This window comes from Bradyrhizobium sp. CCBAU 51753, assembly GCF_015291565.1.
Lineage (GTDB): Bacteria > Pseudomonadota > Alphaproteobacteria > Rhizobiales > Xanthobacteraceae > Bradyrhizobium > Bradyrhizobium ivorense.
Window position 1 is genome coordinate 5,662,653 of sequence record NZ_CP030037.1, and the last position, 18,618, is coordinate 5,681,270.

The 18,618-nt window shown below is 62.5% G+C and carries 19 protein-coding genes; 6 read left to right on the forward strand and 13 right to left on the reverse strand.

Annotation, left to right across the window (positions count from 1 at the left end; translation table 11 throughout):
• Positions 1–367: 367 nt before the first annotated feature.
• Both XH93_RS25815 and XH93_RS25820 read left to right on the forward strand, forming a co-directional pair.
• Complete coding sequence (locus XH93_RS25815) at positions 368–2,035, forward strand: AMP-binding protein (protein WP_246799298.1); 1,668 nt, start codon at positions 368–370, stop codon at positions 2,033–2,035.
• Positions 2,035–3,267: a TetR/AcrR family transcriptional regulator gene (locus tag XH93_RS25820; protein ID WP_194469644.1), complete on the forward strand. Its 1,233-nt coding sequence runs from the start codon at positions 2,035–2,037 to the stop codon at positions 3,265–3,267. The genes XH93_RS25815 and XH93_RS25820 overlap by 1 nt, the downstream gene beginning before the upstream one ends.
• 84 nt (positions 3,268–3,351) lie before the next feature.
• Here the strand turns inward: XH93_RS25820 and XH93_RS25825 are convergent, their stop codons facing one another.
• From XH93_RS25825 to XH93_RS25870, 10 genes are all read right to left on the reverse strand, one after another.
• Positions 3,352–4,011: a glutathione S-transferase family protein gene (locus tag XH93_RS25825; RefSeq protein ID WP_194469645.1), complete on the reverse strand. Its 660-nt coding sequence runs from the start codon at positions 4,009–4,011 to the stop codon at positions 3,352–3,354.
• 1 nt (position 4,012) lies between these two features.
• Positions 4,013–4,753, reverse strand: coding sequence for an SDR family NAD(P)-dependent oxidoreductase (locus tag XH93_RS25830; RefSeq protein ID WP_194469646.1), 741 nt, complete (start codon positions 4,751–4,753; stop codon positions 4,013–4,015).
• Complete coding sequence (locus XH93_RS25835) at positions 4,746–5,966, reverse strand: CaiB/BaiF CoA-transferase family protein (protein ID WP_194469647.1); 1,221 nt, start codon at positions 5,964–5,966, stop codon at positions 4,746–4,748. Before XH93_RS25835 ends, XH93_RS25830 begins: the two co-directional genes overlap by 8 nt.
• 47 nt (positions 5,967–6,013) lie before the next feature.
• Positions 6,014–6,715: an ABC transporter ATP-binding protein gene (locus XH93_RS25840; RefSeq protein ID WP_194469648.1), complete on the reverse strand. Its 702-nt coding sequence runs from the start codon at positions 6,713–6,715 to the stop codon at positions 6,014–6,016.
• On the reverse strand, positions 6,702–7,451 hold the full coding sequence (locus tag XH93_RS25845; protein ID WP_194469649.1) for an ABC transporter ATP-binding protein: 750 nt from the start codon (positions 7,449–7,451) through the stop codon (positions 6,702–6,704). The genes XH93_RS25840 and XH93_RS25845 overlap by 14 nt, the downstream gene beginning before the upstream one ends.
• Positions 7,448–8,446 (reverse strand): branched-chain amino acid ABC transporter permease, encoded by a 999-nt coding sequence (locus XH93_RS25850; protein WP_194469650.1) that lies wholly within the window; start codon positions 8,444–8,446, stop codon positions 7,448–7,450. The genes XH93_RS25845 and XH93_RS25850 overlap by 4 nt, the downstream gene beginning before the upstream one ends.
• On the reverse strand, positions 8,443–9,321 hold the full coding sequence (locus XH93_RS25855) for a branched-chain amino acid ABC transporter permease (RefSeq protein WP_194469651.1): 879 nt from the start codon (positions 9,319–9,321) through the stop codon (positions 8,443–8,445). Before XH93_RS25855 ends, XH93_RS25850 begins: the two co-directional genes overlap by 4 nt.
• A 26-nt stretch (positions 9,322–9,347) precedes the next feature.
• Positions 9,348–10,544, reverse strand: a complete 1,197-nt coding sequence (locus XH93_RS25860) for an ABC transporter substrate-binding protein (protein ID WP_246799299.1) — start codon at positions 10,542–10,544, stop codon at positions 9,348–9,350.
• Positions 10,545–10,687: 143 nt separating this feature from the next.
• Positions 10,688–11,563 carry an AraC family transcriptional regulator gene (locus XH93_RS25865; RefSeq protein ID WP_194469652.1) on the reverse strand — a complete coding sequence of 292 codons (876 nt, stop codon included), beginning with the start codon at positions 11,561–11,563 and terminating at the stop codon, positions 10,688–10,690.
• 500 nt (positions 11,564–12,063) lie between these two features.
• Positions 12,064–12,255 (reverse strand): hypothetical protein, encoded by a 192-nt coding sequence (locus XH93_RS25870; RefSeq protein WP_194469653.1) that lies wholly within the window; start codon positions 12,253–12,255, stop codon positions 12,064–12,066.
• 615 nt (positions 12,256–12,870) lie between these two features.
• On the opposite strand from XH93_RS25870, the gene XH93_RS25875 reads away from it, so the two are divergent.
• Genes XH93_RS25875 through XH93_RS25885 form a run of 3 tightly spaced genes read left to right on the forward strand, consistent with a single transcriptional unit; the run spans position 12,871 to position 15,581 of the window.
• Positions 12,871–13,662 carry an ABC transporter ATP-binding protein gene (locus XH93_RS25875; RefSeq protein ID WP_194469654.1) on the forward strand — a complete coding sequence of 264 codons (792 nt, stop codon included), beginning with the start codon at positions 12,871–12,873 and terminating at the stop codon, positions 13,660–13,662.
• A 14-nt stretch (positions 13,663–13,676) separates the two neighbouring features.
• Complete coding sequence (locus XH93_RS25880) at positions 13,677–14,519, forward strand: ABC transporter permease (RefSeq protein ID WP_194469655.1); 843 nt, start codon at positions 13,677–13,679, stop codon at positions 14,517–14,519.
• Between the two features lie 18 nt (positions 14,520–14,537).
• Positions 14,538–15,581, forward strand: coding sequence for an ABC transporter substrate-binding protein (locus XH93_RS25885; RefSeq protein ID WP_194469656.1), 1,044 nt, complete (start codon positions 14,538–14,540; stop codon positions 15,579–15,581).
• 6 nt (positions 15,582–15,587) lie between these two features.
• On the opposite strand, the gene hutC is transcribed toward XH93_RS25885, so the two are convergent.
• Together hutC and XH93_RS25895 are read right to left on the reverse strand one after the other, a co-directional pair.
• On the reverse strand, positions 15,588–16,331 hold the full coding sequence (gene hutC / locus XH93_RS25890; protein ID WP_194469657.1) for a histidine utilization repressor: 744 nt from the start codon (positions 16,329–16,331) through the stop codon (positions 15,588–15,590).
• Positions 16,328–16,867, reverse strand: a complete 540-nt coding sequence (locus XH93_RS25895) for a hypothetical protein (RefSeq protein ID WP_194469658.1) — start codon at positions 16,865–16,867, stop codon at positions 16,328–16,330. Before XH93_RS25895 ends, hutC begins: the two co-directional genes overlap by 4 nt.
• Before the next feature lie 348 nt (positions 16,868–17,215).
• On the opposite strand from XH93_RS25895, the gene XH93_RS25900 reads away from it, so the two are divergent.
• Entirely contained in the window at positions 17,216–17,815 is a 600-nt protein-coding gene (locus XH93_RS25900; protein WP_194469659.1) for a HutD family protein, read from the forward strand.
• On the opposite strand, the gene XH93_RS25905 is transcribed toward XH93_RS25900, so the two are convergent.
• Positions 17,797–18,609 (reverse strand): phosphate/phosphite/phosphonate ABC transporter substrate-binding protein, encoded by an 813-nt coding sequence (locus XH93_RS25905; protein WP_194469660.1) that lies wholly within the window; start codon positions 18,607–18,609, stop codon positions 17,797–17,799. The two genes, XH93_RS25900 and XH93_RS25905, sit on opposite strands and share 19 nt — an antisense overlap.
• Between the last annotated feature and the right edge of the window lie 9 nt (positions 18,610–18,618).

Consider the following 18,618-nt stretch of genomic DNA (forward strand, 5'->3'; position numbering starts at 1 on the left):
TCTTACGCCCCGTTACTGGCTTCACAGGCGCTCGAGCCGCCTTCGCGTTTCCGGCAGCGTCGTCCGTCCCGGCGCGCGCCGGCGCCCCGATGACCAGGGCAAGCGAAGCGCACACGACTATTCCAGTATGTGTCCACGCCGTCACCCGCGCGGTTGCGCCATCTGCCGCGCAGCGCGCCTGACACCCGCCAGACTTGCGCTTCCCGTTACCGCACTCGCTCTCCAGCCCAACCATAATCCATCCTCCCCAGTCATATTTTATGTTTGAGTATGTTATTTTTGTTCTGGGTATCCTGTACAGCGCAAGCTGACCGTCCGTCAAGCATCGACCTAAAATCGTCACTCGAACCCACATCGAAGCTAAATCGTGCGGAATTTCAAACAAAACCAAATCGATAGCGCTGGAAGCCTGCAGTCAGAGCAGCATCGCCCCTCCAACCAAAGCCAACTAATTTTTGTTTTGGGTTTGTTTTGCATCGCTTATGATGACGCAATCCACAACGACAGGACTGGCAGAAGAGCAATGACCGAAATACCCCTCCCAATCGGAGCACGAATCGCCAATCTCGCCTGGGATTCACCGTCGGCAGACTGCGTAACTTTCGAGGACGCCACTCTGACGCGGCAGGAGTTGCACCTCTCGTCAAACCGGATGGCTCACGCACTCGCGGCGAGAGGCGTCCGCCTCGGCGATTTCGTCAGCATTGCCTTGCCCAACGGGCTCGATTTCGTGATCGCGACATGCGCGGTGCTGAAGCTCGGAGCCATTCCGCAACCCGTCTCCGGAAAGCTTCCGGAGAAAGAGTTCGACGCAATCGTGTCCCTTGCCTGCCCTCGCGTGGTGATCCGCGCTGCGATAGCGCGGCCTTCTGACGTGACGCCGGCGATGCTGATTGGGGAGAGCATCGATGACACGGATTTGCCGGATCGGATTTCCCCTGCCCTGAAAGCTCCGACGTCCGGTGGATCGACGGGACGGCCAAAACTGATCGTGTCTGGTCGAGCAGGTATCGTCGTGCCGGGTGAGGGAGACTTCTATGGCATCAAGCGGGGTGATATCGCCGTGATGCCGGCCCCGCTCTACCACAATGCCCCGTTTTCGCTGGCACTCATCGCAATTCTTGCAGGCGCCCACCTGGTCCTGATGCGCAAATTCGATCCCCAGGAGCTTCTGCAAATTGTAGCGCGCCGCCAGGCTACTTGGCTCTATCTCGTACCCACCATGATGCATCGGATCTGGCAGCTGCCGCAGGAGGTTCGGGACGGGAGCGACATTTCTTCGCTGCGCAACGTCTGGCACATGGCCGCCCCCTGTCCGCCGCGCCTCAAGGAGGCCTGGATCGGATGGATCGGCGCAGACAAGCTATGGGAACTATATGGCGGGACAGAGAGCCAGGCGGTAACGGTCATCGGGGGCCAGGACTGGCTGCAGCACCGTGGATCGGTCGGCCGCCCCGTGACGGGCGAGATTGCGATTTTTGATGATGAAGGACGACAGCTGGCACCGGGGACCGTCGGCACCGTCTACCTAAGAATGCCAAGCAGTGGATCGCCGACGTATCGTTACATTGGCGCCATAGCCGAGCGGATCGGGGAATGGGAGACGTTAGGCGATCTCGGCTGGATGGACGAAGACAACTATCTCTACCTGACGGACCGGCGTACGGACATGATCCTGGTCGGCGGCGCTAACGTCTACCCTGCCGAGGTCGAGGCGGCACTGGAGGAGTATCCGTTTGTTGCGTCGAGCGCGGTCATCGGCCTTCCTGACGATGATATTGGCCAGCGTGTTCACGCCATCGTTCAGGCGCCACCGACGATCGACCTGAACGAGCTCAACCGCCATCTGACAGAGCGCCTCGCCAGTTACAAGCGTCCACGATCCATCGAGATTGTCACCTATCCGCTGCGAGACGATGCCGGTAAAGTACGCCGATTCCAATTGCGGGCCGACCGTGTGCAACGAACGGCCTCTAGCGAGGCACCGAGCTTGTCAAACGAAGAGCGAGCGACACCTGAAGGCAGATCACAGTGATGGCGCCTTCTGCTGCGAGCCAGCCCAAGCCGAAGCGCTTCCGCCGGCGTGAGGCGGTACTGGGCGTCGCTATCCAATTGATCAACGACGTCGGCTTGAGGGGAATGACCTTCGTCGAGATTGCAAACAAGCTCGGCATCGTTGCTACCGGCATTGCGTACTATTTCCGGCGCAAGGAGCAGTTGGCGAGCGCGTGCTATATTTCATCTCTGGAGCGCATCCAAGGCTTCATCGCGTCGGCAGCCGGAACAACGGTCGAAGGTCGGCTCAAGTCCTTCCTGTCCAACTATTGCCGATACCTTGCGGACGTGGCAGCTGGACGTGCGCCTGCGATCGTGCGTTTCGACGAAGTGCGCGTCCTGGCCGACCCTACTGTCGACGATGCAATCGCTCAAACGTTCAGCAAGTTTCGTCAATTGCTGCGCGATCCTGCCGACAGGCAAAGCCGTGTTTCCAACGCCCACGCGCACCTGCTCTTCTCCTGGATCTTCTGGATGCCGGCGTTGCTCGAACGCCACTCCGAGGATGAATATGACGCAATAGCTGGCATCGTTCTCAGAATATGGCTGGGGGGAGTTTCGGCCCAACCTTTGAGAGTCGGGCGGCCTCGCGTTTTGGCGCATCAGTCTCCGCATGGGGATGATCGTGCTGAGGATTTTCTGAAAGCCGCAACCAAGGTACTCAATGAGCAAGGCTATGCGGGTGCATCGGTCGAGCGCATATCGGCCGAGCTCAACGTCACGAAAGGCTCTTTCTATCACCATAATGAGGCGAAGGATGATCTGGTCGTGTCGTGTTTCGAGCGCTCCCTGGCGCTGGTACAGACGGCGAAACAAGACGCAGCGAGACTCTCCGCGCCGGGGGCTGAGAAACTCTTGGCGCTAACTGTCCACCTGATCGAGCATCAGTTGCGTGGAGACGCGCCGCTGCTCTCGATGTCTGCCCTGATGACGCTCCCCAAGCATATCCGCACCGACCTGTTGCACAAGTCCGACCGCATCACTAATGGGTTTGTTCTATTATTCAGCGAGGGTATGGAGGATGGCTCGATCAGAACCACTTCCCCCGTCGTGGCCGCATGGATGCTATCATCGATGATCAACGCTGCCGTCGATCTGCGGGCGTGGGTCCCCGACTTGACCGTCGACAATGTGGCCGATCTATTCGTGCGGCCGTTCTTTGAAGGCTACGCCAGATCATCTGCGCAATCGAAACACACCGCGCCAGGCTGAACGAAACTGTCAGATACAGGCATCGTGCCGCCAAGATCCAAGTCGCGGCAACACCGTCACCATCCGGAGGAGCGCTCCTCCATCTCAAGAAGCCACGGGTGATACCGCGCAGTTTGTTTTCTCGCTGGCGCGGTAGGCTTGCCTTGCTGTTGTTCGTTCAAGGTACGGGACCGCGCTGTCGCAAATTCCTACGCCATAGTCGATCGCCCAGGTAAGGCACGTCGTGAGAAGAATGTCCGCCGTCGTGAATTGGTCGCCCATGAGATAGGTTCGCCCGTCGCGCAATGCGACATCGACATTTCGGAGTTGGCCACGAAAGTACTCACCGGCCTGCTGCACGACCTCTGGTGCATGACCGTAAATGTGCGCCAAGCCCTTCACCGTACCATGCCGCCTCATCACATACAGGCTCGTTGAATCGAGCTCGGTGACAATGAAGAAGCACCATTCCAGCCACTTGGCGTAACCATCGGGGTCCAGCGGCACCAGCGAATTCTCGCTGGTCCCGTAGCGACGCGCGAGGTAAGCAACGATCGCGGCGCTTTCGCCGATTGTGAGGTCGTGGTCCTGAAGCAGTGGAATTTTCTGTCGTGGACTAAGTGCGGTAAATTCAGCCGTCTTGGTCTCACCCGTGCGCGGCTGAATCGGGCGCATCTCGTATTTGAGCCCGAGCTCATGCAGCGCCCAATGCGGACGAATCGTGCGAGACGTCCCGACTCCCCATAGGATGATATTGGGATCCATGTCACCAGGCCTCCACGCTCGGCCGCAAGTCAAGCTCATGCGTCCAGCCATCGCGGCTCTGCCGATGGGCGAACCAATAGGCCTCGGCGATCGAGGACGTCCTGGTCAGGCTGTCAGGTCTGATGGTCGCGAGATCCACGCCCGCAGCCTTCATGCGTTCGTGGATGGCCACGCTGTCAACGCCCGCGTCTATGATGAGGTGCATGACGTGAACGCCTTTCGGCCCAAGTTCACGCGCCATGGCCTGCGCCACCGCCCGCAGTCCGAATTTGGCCGCGGAGAACGCCGCAAAGCCCTTGCCGCCGCGCAGACTGGCGGTCGCACCCGTAAACAGGATCGTACCGCGCCCGCGCGGGATCATGTGCCGCGCGGCTTCCCGGCCAACGAGAAATCCGGCGTAGCAGGCGAGCTCCCAGGCCCTGGTGAAGAGCTTCTCGGTGGTTTCGAGCAGCGGCTTGTTCACGTTTGATCCGGCATTGAACAGGCAGACCTCGATCGGTCCCACCTCCTGTTCGACCTTCGTGAACAGTCCTTGGACCGCCTCCTCGCTGCGCGCATCGACCGAGAAGGCGTAGAAGTCACAGCCCTCCTTCCTGAGCTCTTCGCCGAGTTGATCCGACTTCGCAGCATCCCGCCTCGCGACGCACACGGCAAAGCCGCCCAGCGCGAAACGCCTTGCGACCGCAGCTCCGATGGCGTCGCCCGCGCCAACCAGCAATGCAACCTTTTTCGTCTCAGGCATGTTCGTGCTCCTTTACGATCGCAACCCGTACGGCCTTGTCCGCGATCATTCCTTCGATCTCGGCATCGGAATATCCGAGTTCGCAAAGCACCTCGCGGCTGTGCTGACCGATCCGCGGCGCCGGTCCGCCGATCGCGGATTGGTTCAGGGCAAATTGGGCTGCCGGCTTCGGTTGCCGAACGCGGCCAACGCCCGGTTGCTCGAACTCGGTGATGATGCCTCTGGCGACCACCTGCTCGTTCTCGATGATTTCCGACCGGCGCAGAATCGGCGCGCACGGCACATCAGCCGCGTCAAGCCGCTCGAGCCATTCCGCCGTGGTGCGCTGGCCGATATACTCCTGCATCTTGTTGATGCGTGCAGTGGCATTCAACGAGCGAGCGGTCGGTGTCGCAAAGCGCTCATCCTTGACGAGCTCCGGATCGCCCGAGGCCTTGCAGAACCCCTGCCACTCCGAATCCGAGATGGTGCCGCAGGTCAGGAAGCCGTCGAGCGTCTTGAAGACCAGGTCGGGCCGGTCGTTGGGGTCGGTGGCGGTTTGCTCCTTGCCGACGACCGTGTACTGCATCATCCCCTCCGGCCAAAGGTAGGAGATCATGACATCCAGCATCGCGACGTGGATGTGATCCCCATGCCCGGATTTTTCCCGCGCATACAGAGCAGCGGCCACGGCCTGCGCGGTCATCACCGCGGTCGTCTTGTCACAGACGATTGTGCGGATCATCTGCGGCCGATTGGTCACCGGCTGCGACTGGATGTCCGCGAAGCCGGACAGGCCCTGGACGATCGGGTCATAGACCCGCTTCTTGACGTAGGGGCCATGGTCCCCGACCCCGCTGATCGACACGTAGATCAAGCGGGGATGGCGCTTCCGCAGGTTGTCCACGCCGAGGCCGAGTCGCTCCATCGTTCCCGGGCGGAAATTTTGCACCAGGACATCCGCTTGGGCGACCAGCCGCGCCAGGATGTCCCGCCCGGCGTCGGACTTGACGTCGACGGAGAGCGAGCGCTTGCCTCGATTGGAAGAGATGAACAGCGCGGAAAACTCGCCCGCCCGGTCGATGGTCGCCCGGCTGCGGCGGGTGATGTCGCCTCCGATCGGCTCGATCTTCAGGACATCGGCCCCCTGATCTGCGAGAAACATCGTCGCAAATGGCCCGGATACGACGCCGGTCAGGTCCAGCACACGAACGCCGTTCAGTGGTCCCGGCATTGAACTCTCCTTTTTTGGCTTCAGAACTCTGCAAGTGTCTCGAATTGTCAGATGCTCAGATAGGTGCGGCGCACGGCTTCATCGGAATCCAGCGCAGACATCGTTCCGGCGAATTGAACGCATCCCTGGCTCAGCACATAGGCCCGGTGCGCGAGCCGCACCGCGAGCTGATAGTTCTGCTCGACCAGCAGAATGGGCGTGCCCTCGTCCCTGATCAGTTCAAGGACATCAGCCAGATGGTCCACGATCACCGGCGCCAGTCCTTCGCTCGGCTCATCCAGAATGAGAAGGTCGGGACCGCAAAGAAGTGCGCGTCCGATCGCCAGCATCTGTTGCTCGCCGCCAGACAACTGGCCGCCGAGACTGCTGCGCCGCTCGGCGAGCCGCGGAAAGAGCCCGTAGACGTAGTCCGCGGTCTTTCTCGAGCGGCGACCGCGCGCCGCTTTCACCGCAATGCCGAGGTGTTCATCAACCGTCACCGATGGAAAGATGCCGCGATCTTCCGGAACATAAGCGATGCCTGTCCGCGCAACCCGATAGGTCGGCAACCGCTCGATCCGGCGATCGCCAAACACCACCTTGCCCTTGCGCGACGGAACGAGGCCGACGATGGCCTTCAGGGTCGTGCTTTTCCCAGCCCCATTGCGGCCGAGAAGCGCCACACATTCGCGCGAGGCGACGGTAAGTGACACGCCCTGGACCACATGACTGTCGCCGTAATAGGCGTGGAGGTCTTCAACCTCTAGCATGACGGCGCCCCAGGTAAGCCTCAATGACTGCCGGATCCTCCTGAATGTCGCGACGCGTCCCTGTGGCCAGCACCTTGCCATAGCTGAGCACGGTGATGATGTCGCAGGTCGCGAATACGACATCCATGTCGTGCTCGACCAGCAGGATCGTCAGATCCTTTGGCAGTCTGTTGATGAGATCGATCAGCCGGGCGCGCTCCTGCGGCGAAGTTCCGGCTGCGGGTTCGTCCATCAAGAGAATCTTCGGCTTCGCGCACAGCGCCAGCGCCACTTCCAGCTGCCGTTTCTGGCCGTATGAAAGATGGGTGACCGGCACCTCGAGGGTGTCGGTCAGGTGCATCCGTTCTGCGGCCTGCCGGGCCTGCTCGAACAGATCGCCGAATTGCCGCTTCGGGCGCCAGAAGATGCGGCGGCACGGATGAAAGGCCTGGCAGGCGATCCTGAGATTCTCCACGACCGTCAAATCTTCCAGCAGCATGTTGCGCTGGAACGAGCGCGCAATACCGGAGTGAGTCACCTTCTCCGGATGGGTTGCAACAGCTTGTCCGTCAACCAGCACTGCGCCGCTGGTCGGCGTCAGCCAACCGGTGATCAAGTTGAGGAAGGTGGTTTTTCCCGCGCCGTTCGGCCCGATCACCGCGCGCCGCTGCCCGGGCGGCACCGTCAGGTTGAGGTTCGAGATGACATCGAGCCCGCCAAACGCCTTGTGCAGATTTCTGACCTCGAGCGTGCTCATGGCTTGCTCCGAACGGCCGATTTGAATGCCTCAACCACGCCGTCGCGAAAAAACGCGACCACCAGCATGAAGAAAATGCCGAAGAACAGCATGTACTCGGTGGTAAGGACGCTGAGTCCCTGCTTCGCCAGGACGAAGACGGCCGCGCCGACCAGCGGACCAGCCACGGTCGTCGTGCTGCCGATGATGACCATCAGGACCCCCTCGCCGCTCAATTGCCAGCTCATCGAGTCCGGATTGATGAAGTAAGTATATTGAGACTGAAGGATGCCGGCGACGGCACAGGTGACGGCCGCAACAACGAACGCGCCGACCTTGTAGCTGCTCACCGTGTAACCCATGGCTGCCGCGCGTCGTTCGCTTTCGCGGATCGCGGCCAGGACGCTGCCGAACGGCGACTCGACGATCCGCCACACGGCTGCGACGGCTAGAACGGTGACCAGGAGGATGTAATAGTAGAAGACCACGGGGCTATCGGCATTCAGGCCGAGCAAGCCGAGATCAGGCCGCGGGATGCCCGACATGCCGTCCGAACCGTTGGTCAAACGGAGCTTGATCGCGGCACCGTAGAACATCTGCGAAAACGCAAGCGTAATGAGCAGGAACTCGACACCGCGGGTCCGCGTGCAGACGGCGCCGATTGCGGCTGCCAGTATCGCAACCAGGACCAATGTCGCAGGCACCGACAGCCACAGCGGCAGCCCCAACACCGTCGTCCCGATTCCGATGCCGTAACCGCCGAGACCCAGGAACATTCCCTGCCCCAGCGAGACGAGCCCGGTCGTGCCGACGAGCAGGTTTATTCCTGAAGCAAATATTCCGGCGATCATGATCTCGATCGCCAGCGTTGTGGCGTAGGAGGTCGACAGCCAGGGAAGCGCCAGCGCCCCCAGAACGGCGGACGCGGCCAGCACAAACGTGGCACGGCGGACCTGGGCTGCGGGAGAAATATCGTCCCGCGCCGTCGTTCGAGCAATCGTGACCTCCTCGCTCATGCCACGCGCTCTACGTTGCGGAACATGCCCTGCGGGCGGATGATCATGACGCCGATCAGAAGGGCATAGATTGCGAACATCTCGACCTCGGGCAGGTATGCCTGCGACATCGCATTCGTCATCCCGACAATCAGCGACGCATAGAAGGAGCCTCTGAGATTGCCCAGTCCGCCAACCACCACCACGACAAACGTCTCGACGACGATGGTGATGCCCATTTGCGAATAGACGCTCGTAAGCGGCGCTGCGATGACGCCCGCCAGGCCAGCGAGCGCAGCCCCGAGGCCGAACACCGCCGCAAACAGCGCGTTGATATTCACGCCCAGCGCCGTCACCATCGCGCGGTCATCGACGCCGGCGCGCAGTGTCGCCCCGAGCAGCGTCCGGTCGAAGACGAAGGTCAACCCGGCGGCGACCGCGAGACCGACGCCGATAATGAACAGCCGATAGACCGGGTAGGATATGCCGAGCAGGCTGACGTGACCTGCCAGCACTGGCGGCGTCGGTACGGCCAGAAAAGCGGATCCGAACAACCATTCGACGGCTCCGGCCGTCGCGAAGAGCAGGCCGAACGTAAGCAGCGCGAGATCAAGATGGGTGGATCGGCCACGTTCGGCCAGCGGCTGCAGCAGCATCGACTGGAGCACAGCACCCAGCACCAGCGGCAACAGCGGCCCCAGCAGCAACGCGAGCCAGAACGATCCGGTGGCACTCGCAACGACGACGCCGCAATAGGCCCCCAGCGTGAAAAACGCGCCGTGCGCGAGATTCAGGATGTTCATCAAACCGAAAATCAAGGTGAGGCCTGCGGCAAGAAGGTACACCAGCATACTGAGCTGTAGACCATTCAGCACCTGCGTGAGGAAAACCTGCATCTGACAGCGCTTTCACCGAATCCGGTTCAGAAGGACTTGGTGCATCCCGGCAAATCCTCGGCGCCGGCAAACTCGTCCACATAGGTCGGCAGGAGATTTCCTGCCGGATCCTTCTTGATCTTCACCACGTAGACTTTCTCGAGCAGCGCGCTATTGCTCGCATTAAAGCGGACCTTTCCCCGCGGCGAGTCGAAGGCAAGACCTCGCATGGTCGCGATGAACTGCGATTTGTCTGCCGGCATCCTGCCGCCCAGCTTCTCCAGGGTGAGCATGATGGCTTTTCCGTTGTCGTAGCCGAGTTCGGCGTTGACTTCCGGATCCTGCTTGAACATCTCGCGGTATCTCGCGACGAACCTTTCGTTCGCCTCCGTCTTGGCGGTCGACAAGTAGGTTGTGATGAATTCCGGCCCGACGATCAGATCGCCAAGAGCCGACCAGTTGAGCTGGTCGTATATCCAGTGGTCACCCACCAGCGGGAGCTTCTCGCGCAAGCCGAAGTCGGCATGCTGCTTGACCAGCTGGACTGCCTCGGCACCGGCGTAGAACGAGTAGATGATTTGCGCGCCCGAATTACTCGCCTGGGTCAGGGCGGCGCCCCAATCCTTGGTTTTCTGGAACGGCGTCCAGATTTCCTGAACAACCTTGCCACCAGCCTCCTGGAACCCGCGCTTGAACGCGTCGAGGAAGGAATGTCCGGCGGAGTAGTCAGGCCCCATGATCACGGCAGTGCGGATGCCGTGGGTCGCCCAGTATTTGCCCGAATTGTACTGAAACCCGTTGGCGCTGAACGAGGTGCGGGCCACGTAAGGGCTACAGAATTTGGCCGTGATCTCGTCCGCGAAAGTGTTCACGAGAACCAACGGCGTTGCCGCCTTATCTGCCAATCCCGAAACCGCGATGCCGACGCTCGAACTGACCACACCCGCGACCAGGTCGACCTTCTCAAGCTGAACCAGGCGATTGAACTGCTGAACGCCCACGTTCGGTGTCAATTCGTCATCGGCCCGGACGACTTCAACGCGTCGGCCTCCGACGCTGTTTCCGTATTCGGCGAGAGCGACCTGGAAGCCTCGATCGATCCCTTCGCTCGGAACCGCGTAGACCCCCTTGTACGGAAGCATGAGGCCAATCTTCAGGGGAGGCAGATCCGCGGCGAGCGCGACCTGCGACGCAGCGCCCGCGGCAAACAGCATTGCAGCCGCCAAAATGCTTGTACGCTTCATCCGCGTCCTCCTTCAGCTCACCTCCCGCGGCGCCCGCCTTCGCGGATGGGCTGCCACGCCCGAGCTCTACAAGGACACGTGATGCAATACTTCCGTCAGAGGGCCGGCATTTGCCAAAAAGCGCCGCAAAGCGACCCGGTGCGTCAGGACAGCCGGCTACGGCGAAATGCCGACGGGGTCATTCCGGTTGCGCGTCGGAAGCTGGTGGAAAAGTGCTGCGAATGACTGAAACCGGATGCACAGGCAATGCTCGTAAGGTCTGCGTCCGTGCCTGTCAGCCGTTGTTTGGCGTCTTCTATTCGTAAGTTGAGCACGTGACGGTGCGGCGTCGTCCCCGTGCTTTCCTGAAAAGCTCGCAGGAAGTGGCGCCTGCTCAGCCCGGCAACGCCACTCAAATCCTCCAGCGAAATCGGCTCCGCTAGGCGAACCCTGATGTACTCATCCAGTTGCGCCAGAACCCGCGCGCTCAGGCCGCCACGCGACACGATCTTATCCGCGCCGGCGATCCGGGTGACCCGCGCCAAATGGGCCAAAGCTTGGGCACCCCATCCCTCGGCGAAGAGCTCAAACACATTGTCCGGCGCCAAAGCTTCGCGGCGAAGCTCTTCCAGGCCCCTCGTCAACTGTTCGTGGGCAAAGCCGACCAGCGGACGATCGATGTCGGTCTTAAGGCGGCCATGCACGAACTCCGGATCGAGAAACACGACGACGTAGTCAAGCGACGGGCCGACACTCCATTGACCCTGGATCTCCATACCCGCTGGAAACAGGGCGAGGTTGGCTCTTCCGCTAAAGCGATGGGCGGCATTGCAGCCGTCAATCATACCTTGGAGATTTTCGGCGCCACGTCGAAACCAGAACAGCGTGACCTCGGGCTGCCGGAAGTGCCACTCCATCTTTGGCCGGGAAACCCGACGCAGAACCTCGATCCGCATAGCATTCGTGTTGGTGATCTTCGACGAAACGAGATCGCCCCCGACCATCCGCACGAATGAATTGGACGCATGAAGCGCGGTCATGCCTTCCTCCCTTTCGACGCGTCCTTCTTTGGATCGCTATAGCGACGTCAGTTCCAATATAGAATGCACAAAATCACTCACTGATCCAGTGATTTATCGGCAGCCACACCCGGCGTTCACCCATTTCAGGACCAAACGATCGCGTTTTTGGCGCGTGCGACAATGCTGCGATCCCGGAGTCTCAGGCCGAAGCCTGCGGAGGCGAGACAGAAGGCAGCCGGCGAGAGGGCAGTGATAGCGACGCGGGCATGCAATGCCCGCGGGCCCCGAGGCGACTGCGGTCGCGAGACCGGTTAACAAGGCACCCGAGCGCGGGACAGCGATAGCGACGCCGGCATGCAATGCCGGCGGGGCCCGCGAGCGAGTGCCTCCGGCGAGCGGCACATCATGCCGCGCGAGAGATCGAAGCCGGACGGCCGAGACGCCGCACGGCTCCGTTCACGCGAGCCCGCTGCGGCGAACGCCGCACGCGCACGGACAAAGTCCGAGAAGATGCGAGTTCAGGGAATCCTGATTTCTTCCCGAGCCTTGGTCTCCGCGTCATAGATTCTAACCTGAAGCCTTGGAAAACGCTTCTTGAGCTCTTCTCCGCCTGCCCTGGCGCCGGCCTCGGTTGTAAATTCGACCTTCAGTCGGCCATCCACTTCAAGCCCGTAACCCGCAGCTGGCATTTTGGGAGTGGCTGCAACCATGTCGTCCTCGTCGTGCAGTGAAGGCAATCGAGAGCGGTCTGGTAGCGTGAGTCGCCCAAACCAGGCTAGCGTCACTTCTGCCAACGACCGGATTGTCCGCCTTCATCGATAAGGGAGGGCGTTCACATCATCCGAGCACGCCGCCGGCGGCGGCGCTCCGCGTCGACCACATGAAATCTTCCTGCTCTAGCTGGCTGCGGCACTTGGGCGTCGATCGTATTTCGCAGCACCAGAAAACCGAGCCGCCGATGCCTCTCGCCTGCAGTGCCGCGCCAACTCCAACGGCTTGTACCTTGCCGTCTCCGACCGTCCTCGATCATCCGGTCCGGGAGACAATCGTTTCTGTGAAAACGCATCGGCCATGTGTTTCTCTTCTTCACCGCTCTGTGTCTCGCCGCCCGCAACGGAAGGCTAGCAGCGCGACCAATCACGGATCGGCCGAAGCCGCCGATACGAAAACCAAATGCAATGAGCGCCGCAGATCGCCGTCACGGCGGCGGGCTGCTCCATGCCGCGGGCCTGGGCAGGCGCGACCAAAATCTCGGCACCGATCCCGGCTTGCCCATTCGGACGGCTTCAATTATGTATAGACATGTTCGAATGAGGATCGTCGGCATGAATGACCGAGCACTCGTCTTCGACGGGATCGGACAGGACTTTCCGTCACCGGGGCAGCGGAACAAGGTCCGCGTGCTCGACGGCATCAGTTTCGACGTGGAGCACGGCAAATTTGTCGCCGTGATTGGTCCGAGCGGTTGCGGCAAGAGCACGCTGTTGCAGATGGCCGCCGGCCTCCTGATCCCGACCCGTGGTGCGGTGCATCACCGCGGTCGCAAGATCGGCTCGATCAACACCGAAGTCGGCTTCGTGCCGCAGCAGGCCCAGCTGTTTCCCTGGAAGACCCTTGCCGAGAACGTCGAACTGCCGCTGCTGCTGCGCGGCGTCGCAGCCGGCGAACGGCGCGAGCGCGTCGCCAGCGCCCTCAATTCGGTCGGGCTCAACGGTTTCGAGCAACATTTCCCGAGCCAACTCTCGGGCGGCATGCAGAAGCGCGGCTCGATCGCGCGCACACTGGTCTATCGCCCGGATATCATTCTGATGGACGAGCCGTTCGGAGCACTCGACGCGCAGACCCGCATGGTGATGCAGAGCGATCTGCAGAGCCTCTCGATGGAGGCTGGTGCGACCGTGATTTTCGTAACCCACGACATCACCGAGGCCGTGTTGCTGGCCGACCATGTCGTGGTGCTGAGCCAGCGGCCGTCGCGGCTGCTCGCCAATATCCCGATCGATCTGCCGCGGCCGCGCAACATGTTCGAGCCGTTCCGCAATCCAGGCTTCGAGGCCGCCTACGACGCGGTCTGGACCGAGTTCCGCTCGCAGATCGATACCGGACGGGTTCATTGACAAAGGGCAAGCCGATGACCGACACGGCGTATGACGCCCCTGCCGGCGGCGCCACCGCGCGCCGAAGCCTCGCTGCGAGCGCAGCAAAGCCGCTGCAATGGTTGCTGAAACTGCTGCCGGGGATTGCGCTACTGCTGTTCTGGCAATGGGCATCCGGCCCACTGATCAAGGAGATCTATGTCAGCAAGCCGACGGCGGTCGCCCAACGGCTGTACGAGCTGTTTGCATCCGGCGAGATTTATCCGCACCTGTGGACGACCGGCCAGGAGCTCGTGTTCGGATACGTCATCGGCGTGGCCGGCGGGGTCGTCGGCGGCTATGCGCTCGGCCGGTCGCCGCGCCTTGCGCGAATCTTCGAACCCTATGTGATGGCGTTCTATGGCATCCCCAAGATCGCGCTCGCGCCATTGTTCATCATCTGGTTCGGCATCGGGATGGGATCGAAGATCGCGCTCGCCGCAATCATGGTGTTCTTCCTGGTCTTCTACAATGTGTTCGCAGGCGTGCGCAGCGTCGACCGTGAGCTCGTCAATCTGACGCTGATCATGGGTGCGAACCAGCGTCAGCTCACCTATCACGTATTCCTGCCGGCCGCGGCGCCGTATGTGATGCTCGGCATGCGGCTTGCGATCCCCTACAGCGTGATCGGCGTGATCGTCGGCGAGTTCACCTCGTCGGCGCAGGGTCTTGGCCTGTTCATCCACGAGGCGTCGTCGACTTATGATCCGGCCGGCGTGTTTGCGGGCATCGTCATTCTGCTTGCATTCGTCACCGTCGCCAACGTTCTCGCAGGGCGCCTGGAGCGCAGGCTGCTGCGCTGGCGTGCGCTGTCGGGCGCCGGCCCCGCCGACATCTGAAGGATACGGGAGACCATGATGCGCAAGACCATGAACCTGGCAAGGCTGGCCGTCATCGGTGCTGCATTGGCGCTGTTGCCTGATACGGCGACGGCGCAGCAGACGGTGCGGATCGGGCTTGGCGCGCCGACCTTGAGCTTCCTGCCGATCTGGTCGGCGCGTGCGCTCGATACCTTCAAGTCGCAGGGGCTCAACGCCACCGTGGTTGCGCTGCCCGGCGGCGACGCCTCGGCGCTTGCGGCGCTCGATGCCGGCGATATCGAGCTTGCCGCGGTCGGCCCCGACGCGACGCTGCGCGCCGTGGCGAAGGGCCAGCCATTCCAGATCGTCTACTCGCTGATGTCGAAGGTCACCCTTCAGCTCACCGTCTCGAAGGCGCTCGCGGAACGCACCGGCGTGAAGCCGGCCGATCCGCTCGAGAAGCGGATCGCGGCCATCAAAGGCGGCCTGGTCGGCGCCACCGCGCTTGCCGGCGTGCAAGAGATTGCGGCACGCTGGCTCGCCGGCAAGGGCGGGCTCGATCCAAAGGCCGATCTCAAGGTCGCACAGGTCGGCAATCCGACCGCCATTCAGGCCGCGATGGAGGCGAAACGGATCGACGCCTTCCTGCTGTCGCCGCCGGAAGGCTTCTTGGCCGAGAAGGCGGGCACCGGCCTCGTGCTGGTATCGCTCGGCGACGACTTTCCGCTGCTTGCCAATCAGCCCTATCTCGTGCTCGTCGCCAAAAAGCCGATCAGCCCCGCAACCGCCGACCTCATCACGAAGACGGCCAAGGCCCTCCAGCTGGCTAGCGCCACGACGGTCAGCAAGACCGACGAAACTGCCGAGGCAATCCACAAGCAATTCTTCCCCAAGGCGGATCCGCAGGCGATTGCGGCCGCCGTGAAGGTCATGAGCAACGGCGTCGCCGGTGGCGGCAGCATCGACGTCCAGAGCATGCAGAACGCGCTGACTTTCGCCAGGGAAGTCGGCACCAATTTCGGCAAGGAATTCGACGCCAAGGCGTCCGAGAACGATCTGTGGACCAACCGCTACGTCGATGCCGCCAAGGCGAAGCAATGAGGAAGCCTAGGCCTGACCGCTCGGCGTGAATCGCGCGACGAGATCGTAGAGATCGGCGGGATGCGTGAAGCGCACCGCGGTAATCGGCTCGCCGCTGCGCCAGGTCCATCGCTCGATGACAAGGCAGGCTGCCCCGATTTCGACGGAGAGTTCGCCAGCAACCGCCGCGTCGGCATTGCGCGCCGAGATGCGATGCTCGGCTTCGGTCCACGGGACATGGTCGACCAGCCAGGTGCTTGGCGGTACCTGCGAAAAATCCTGCGTGGCGGCATCCGGCACCGCCTTGAGATTGAGCAGCCGGTCCTCCAGCGCGAACGGCTGGCCCGCGGCGTCGTGACGGCAGCGCAGCGCGATGATGGGTTCGCGGAGGTGAACCTCGAGCCGCCCCCTGTCGTCGCGCGTTGCACCACGCTGCTGCCGTTCGAGCAGTTCGTAGCCGTATTGCTCGCCACGATTCTCGACCTCCGCCTTGAGGTCCGGAATCTGCAGCACCGCGGAATGCACTTTCGGGCGCGCAACGAAGCTGCCGGCGCGGCGCCGGCGCTCGACCAGGCCGGAGGCCGCCAGCGCCGAAAGCACCTTGTTTGCGGTCATCCGCGCGCAGGAATAGGTGTCCATCAGCTCGTGTTCGAACGGCAGACGGTAGCCGGGTGGCCACTCGCCAGACAGAATGCGCCGCTCGATGTCGTTGCGGATGCGTTGATGGAGAGTGCCGCCCGCGGACGCTCCCCGTTTCGATAGCGTTGTCATTCTGTCCGCAAGCCCTCAAGCCGCCGGCGGAAGACGGCCGCGACCGATTCCGCCTGGTGATGCCTGCCCCTTGTCACAACCTTGCGGCCCGATGTCCAGACACAGTCCACAAGCCGGCGCGCGTTGCCGGGGATCCAGCTATCAAGGATGGCATCGCCAGACCGGCCGGCCAGCGCCAGGCTCTCGGCATCGAGGCTGACGATATCTGCCGCAAGGCCGGGCGCGATGCCGCCGCCGTCTCCGAGCGCCTGCTCGCCAGCTGCCAGCGCGCCATCAAACAGCGCACGCGCAGTCGACGTGGCTTGTGGCGTCGCCATGACATTGCGCGCGCGCTGCACCAGGCGCTGCGAATATTTCAGCTGTCGCAGTTCGTCGGCCACTCCGATCAGCACCTTGGAATCAGACCCGACGCCAAATTGGTCTCCGCTCCCGCGATAGCTCGGCGCATCGAAGATGCCGTCGCCGACGGTCGACACGCGCACATCGCGCGACCATCCGCTTGGAAGCAGGGCCTGCTCGAAATGCGGCTCGGACATCCGCTCTCCCTTGTCGGCGGCCTGGACAGCCCCCGCCTTGGTCTAATATGTATAGACAAGTCGTGGCTTTCTGCCAAGCCAAAGGCCTGCCCGCCAAGCGGGCGATGGAGAAATGACGGACCTTCAATATCATGATAGTCGCCGATCGGGCCTGGCATGCGCTCTGCTGGTCGCAAGGGTCTCGGCGTCGTTTGCGACGGCACGGCGGACGCGGCGCAGCGTGTCGCCGCGTGCTCTGGAACGATCCCGCAAGCGGCGTGATGCGCCATGCCGGCGCCGGCTACGAGACCGCGATCGACTGTGCACGGGCCAACAATCTCGACCTTCCGAGCCTTGGCTGAGGACGTCGTGAGGATCATCCGGGCCGCCGATTGTCGTACGACGCCTTGGAAGAATGGCGGCGGCGAAACCACCGAGATCGCGGTCGAGCCCGCCAATGCCTCGCTCGACGATTTCGACTGGCGCATCAGCATGGCCCGGTTTGCCTCCGACGGCCCCTTCTCCCAGTTCGCTGGCATCGACCGAAGCCTTGCCGTGACAAGGGGCCGCGGAATGGCGTTGACGATCGGCGATTGTCCGGAGCTCGTGCTCGACGACATCTCCGAGCCGGTCCGGTTTGCGGGCGACACGCCAACCTCGGCGCGCCTGCTGGCCGGTCCGATCGTCGATTTCAACGTGATGACACGGCGCATCCGGTTCGACCACCGCCTGCAGCGCGTTAGCACCTCGACGAATTGCGACTTCGGCGATCATGACATCGCTGCGATCGTCGCGGCCTCCGGCGAAGTCAGCCTGGTCGCGCGGCAGGGAGCGGTGACGCTGATGCGCGGCGATGCCGCCATCCTGACATCCTCAGCCGACGCTCCCTGCCTGATCGTGCCGGCCCCGGCGAGCGCCTGCTATCTTGTGCTGCTGCGCGAAACCCGCCGTCAGGCCGGCCCGGCGTAACCGGCCGCGCGCGCCTCGGTATCCCAGCGCAGCATCAGCTGATAGTCATCAATGTCGACCGGGGCGAAGCCCTCAAGGCAAAGCCGGTCCCGCAAATCGGCGCAGGCCGGCGCTTCACCGAAGGTTGCGAGCGCTCCCCGCAATCTGGCCACAACGCCATCGGGACATTCGGGCGCCGCCACCAGGAACGGGATCGGCGCAGGATCGGTCGTCGCGACGATCCTGATCTTCGACAACAGATCAGCCTCGTGGCGCAGCATTAGGTCCAGCGCGTAACTGTCGAGCGGCCCGATATCGATGTCGCCCGCCTGCAACGCATCGAGGACACGGCGCGGGGTCGTCAGCGGACCGACGCTCTGCCGATAGAGCCTTGCACCGCGCTGCTGGTAATACGGCAGCAGATGGTGCCGCAGCGCGTTGTAGCCGGAATGGGAATCCGCGACCGTGTATCCGATCCGGCCACCGAACGTGTCCTCGATCGTATCGAACCTCGAATCCGCGCGAACTAGCAGCCGTGTCGCGTAGAACGGACGTCCGCGCGCCGGCGCCCCGGCTGGAACGGGCGCTGCGACCGGCCGTGGCCGGCGTGCCGCCAGCATGAACGGATATCCGCACATGAAGGCGCAGGCAAGATCGTTGCGCGACCACAGATCGGACAGTGACAGCGGAAACGCATGAGCGATGACGTCAAGCTCGACGCCGGCCTCGCGCGCCAGCCAGCCGAACAGCTCTTTCCAGGCTTCGGCTGCCGGTGAATTGACCGCGTACATTCGCGCATTGGCAACAAGGCGCATGTTCGAATG

What these genes read in the sequence shown, in the direction of transcription:
- XH93_RS25850 (WP_194469650.1), bottom strand. Translation starts at nt 8,446, where the DNA reads ATGAGCGAGGAGGTCACGATTGCTCGAACGACGGCGCGGGACGATATT.
- XH93_RS25820 (WP_194469644.1), top strand. Translation starts at nt 2,035, where the DNA reads ATGGCGCCTTCTGCTGCGAGCCAGCCCAAGCCGAAGCGCTTCCGCCGG.
- XH93_RS25895 (WP_194469658.1), bottom strand. Translation starts at nt 16,867, where the DNA reads ATGTCCGAGCCGCATTTCGAGCAGGCCCTGCTTCCAAGCGGATGGTCG.
- XH93_RS25885 (WP_194469656.1), top strand. Translation starts at nt 14,538, where the DNA reads ATGCGCAAGACCATGAACCTGGCAAGGCTGGCCGTCATCGGTGCTGCA.
- XH93_RS25880 (WP_194469655.1), top strand. Translation starts at nt 13,677, where the DNA reads ATGACCGACACGGCGTATGACGCCCCTGCCGGCGGCGCCACCGCGCGC.
- XH93_RS25830 (WP_194469646.1), bottom strand. Translation starts at nt 4,753, where the DNA reads ATGCCTGAGACGAAAAAGGTTGCATTGCTGGTTGGCGCGGGCGACGCC.
- XH93_RS25825 (WP_194469645.1), bottom strand. Translation starts at nt 4,011, where the DNA reads ATGGATCCCAATATCATCCTATGGGGAGTCGGGACGTCTCGCACGATT.
- XH93_RS25840 (WP_194469648.1), bottom strand. Translation starts at nt 6,715, where the DNA reads ATGCTAGAGGTTGAAGACCTCCACGCCTATTACGGCGACAGTCATGTG.
- XH93_RS25855 (WP_194469651.1), bottom strand. Translation starts at nt 9,321, where the DNA reads ATGCAGGTTTTCCTCACGCAGGTGCTGAATGGTCTACAGCTCAGTATG.
- hutC (WP_194469657.1), bottom strand. Translation starts at nt 16,331, where the DNA reads ATGACAACGCTATCGAAACGGGGAGCGTCCGCGGGCGGCACTCTCCAT.
- XH93_RS25845 (WP_194469649.1), bottom strand. Translation starts at nt 7,451, where the DNA reads ATGAGCACGCTCGAGGTCAGAAATCTGCACAAGGCGTTTGGCGGGCTC.
- XH93_RS25835 (WP_194469647.1), bottom strand. Translation starts at nt 5,966, where the DNA reads ATGCCGGGACCACTGAACGGCGTTCGTGTGCTGGACCTGACCGGCGTC.
- XH93_RS25870 (WP_194469653.1), bottom strand. Translation starts at nt 12,255, where the DNA reads ATGGTTGCAGCCACTCCCAAAATGCCAGCTGCGGGTTACGGGCTTGAA.
- XH93_RS25905 (WP_194469660.1), bottom strand. Translation starts at nt 18,609, where the DNA reads ATGCGCCTTGTTGCCAATGCGCGAATGTACGCGGTCAATTCACCGGCA.
- XH93_RS25865 (WP_194469652.1), bottom strand. Translation starts at nt 11,563, where the DNA reads ATGACCGCGCTTCATGCGTCCAATTCATTCGTGCGGATGGTCGGGGGC.
- XH93_RS25875 (WP_194469654.1), top strand. Translation starts at nt 12,871, where the DNA reads ATGAATGACCGAGCACTCGTCTTCGACGGGATCGGACAGGACTTTCCG.
- XH93_RS25860 (WP_246799299.1), bottom strand. Translation starts at nt 10,544, where the DNA reads ATGAAGCGTACAAGCATTTTGGCGGCTGCAATGCTGTTTGCCGCGGGC.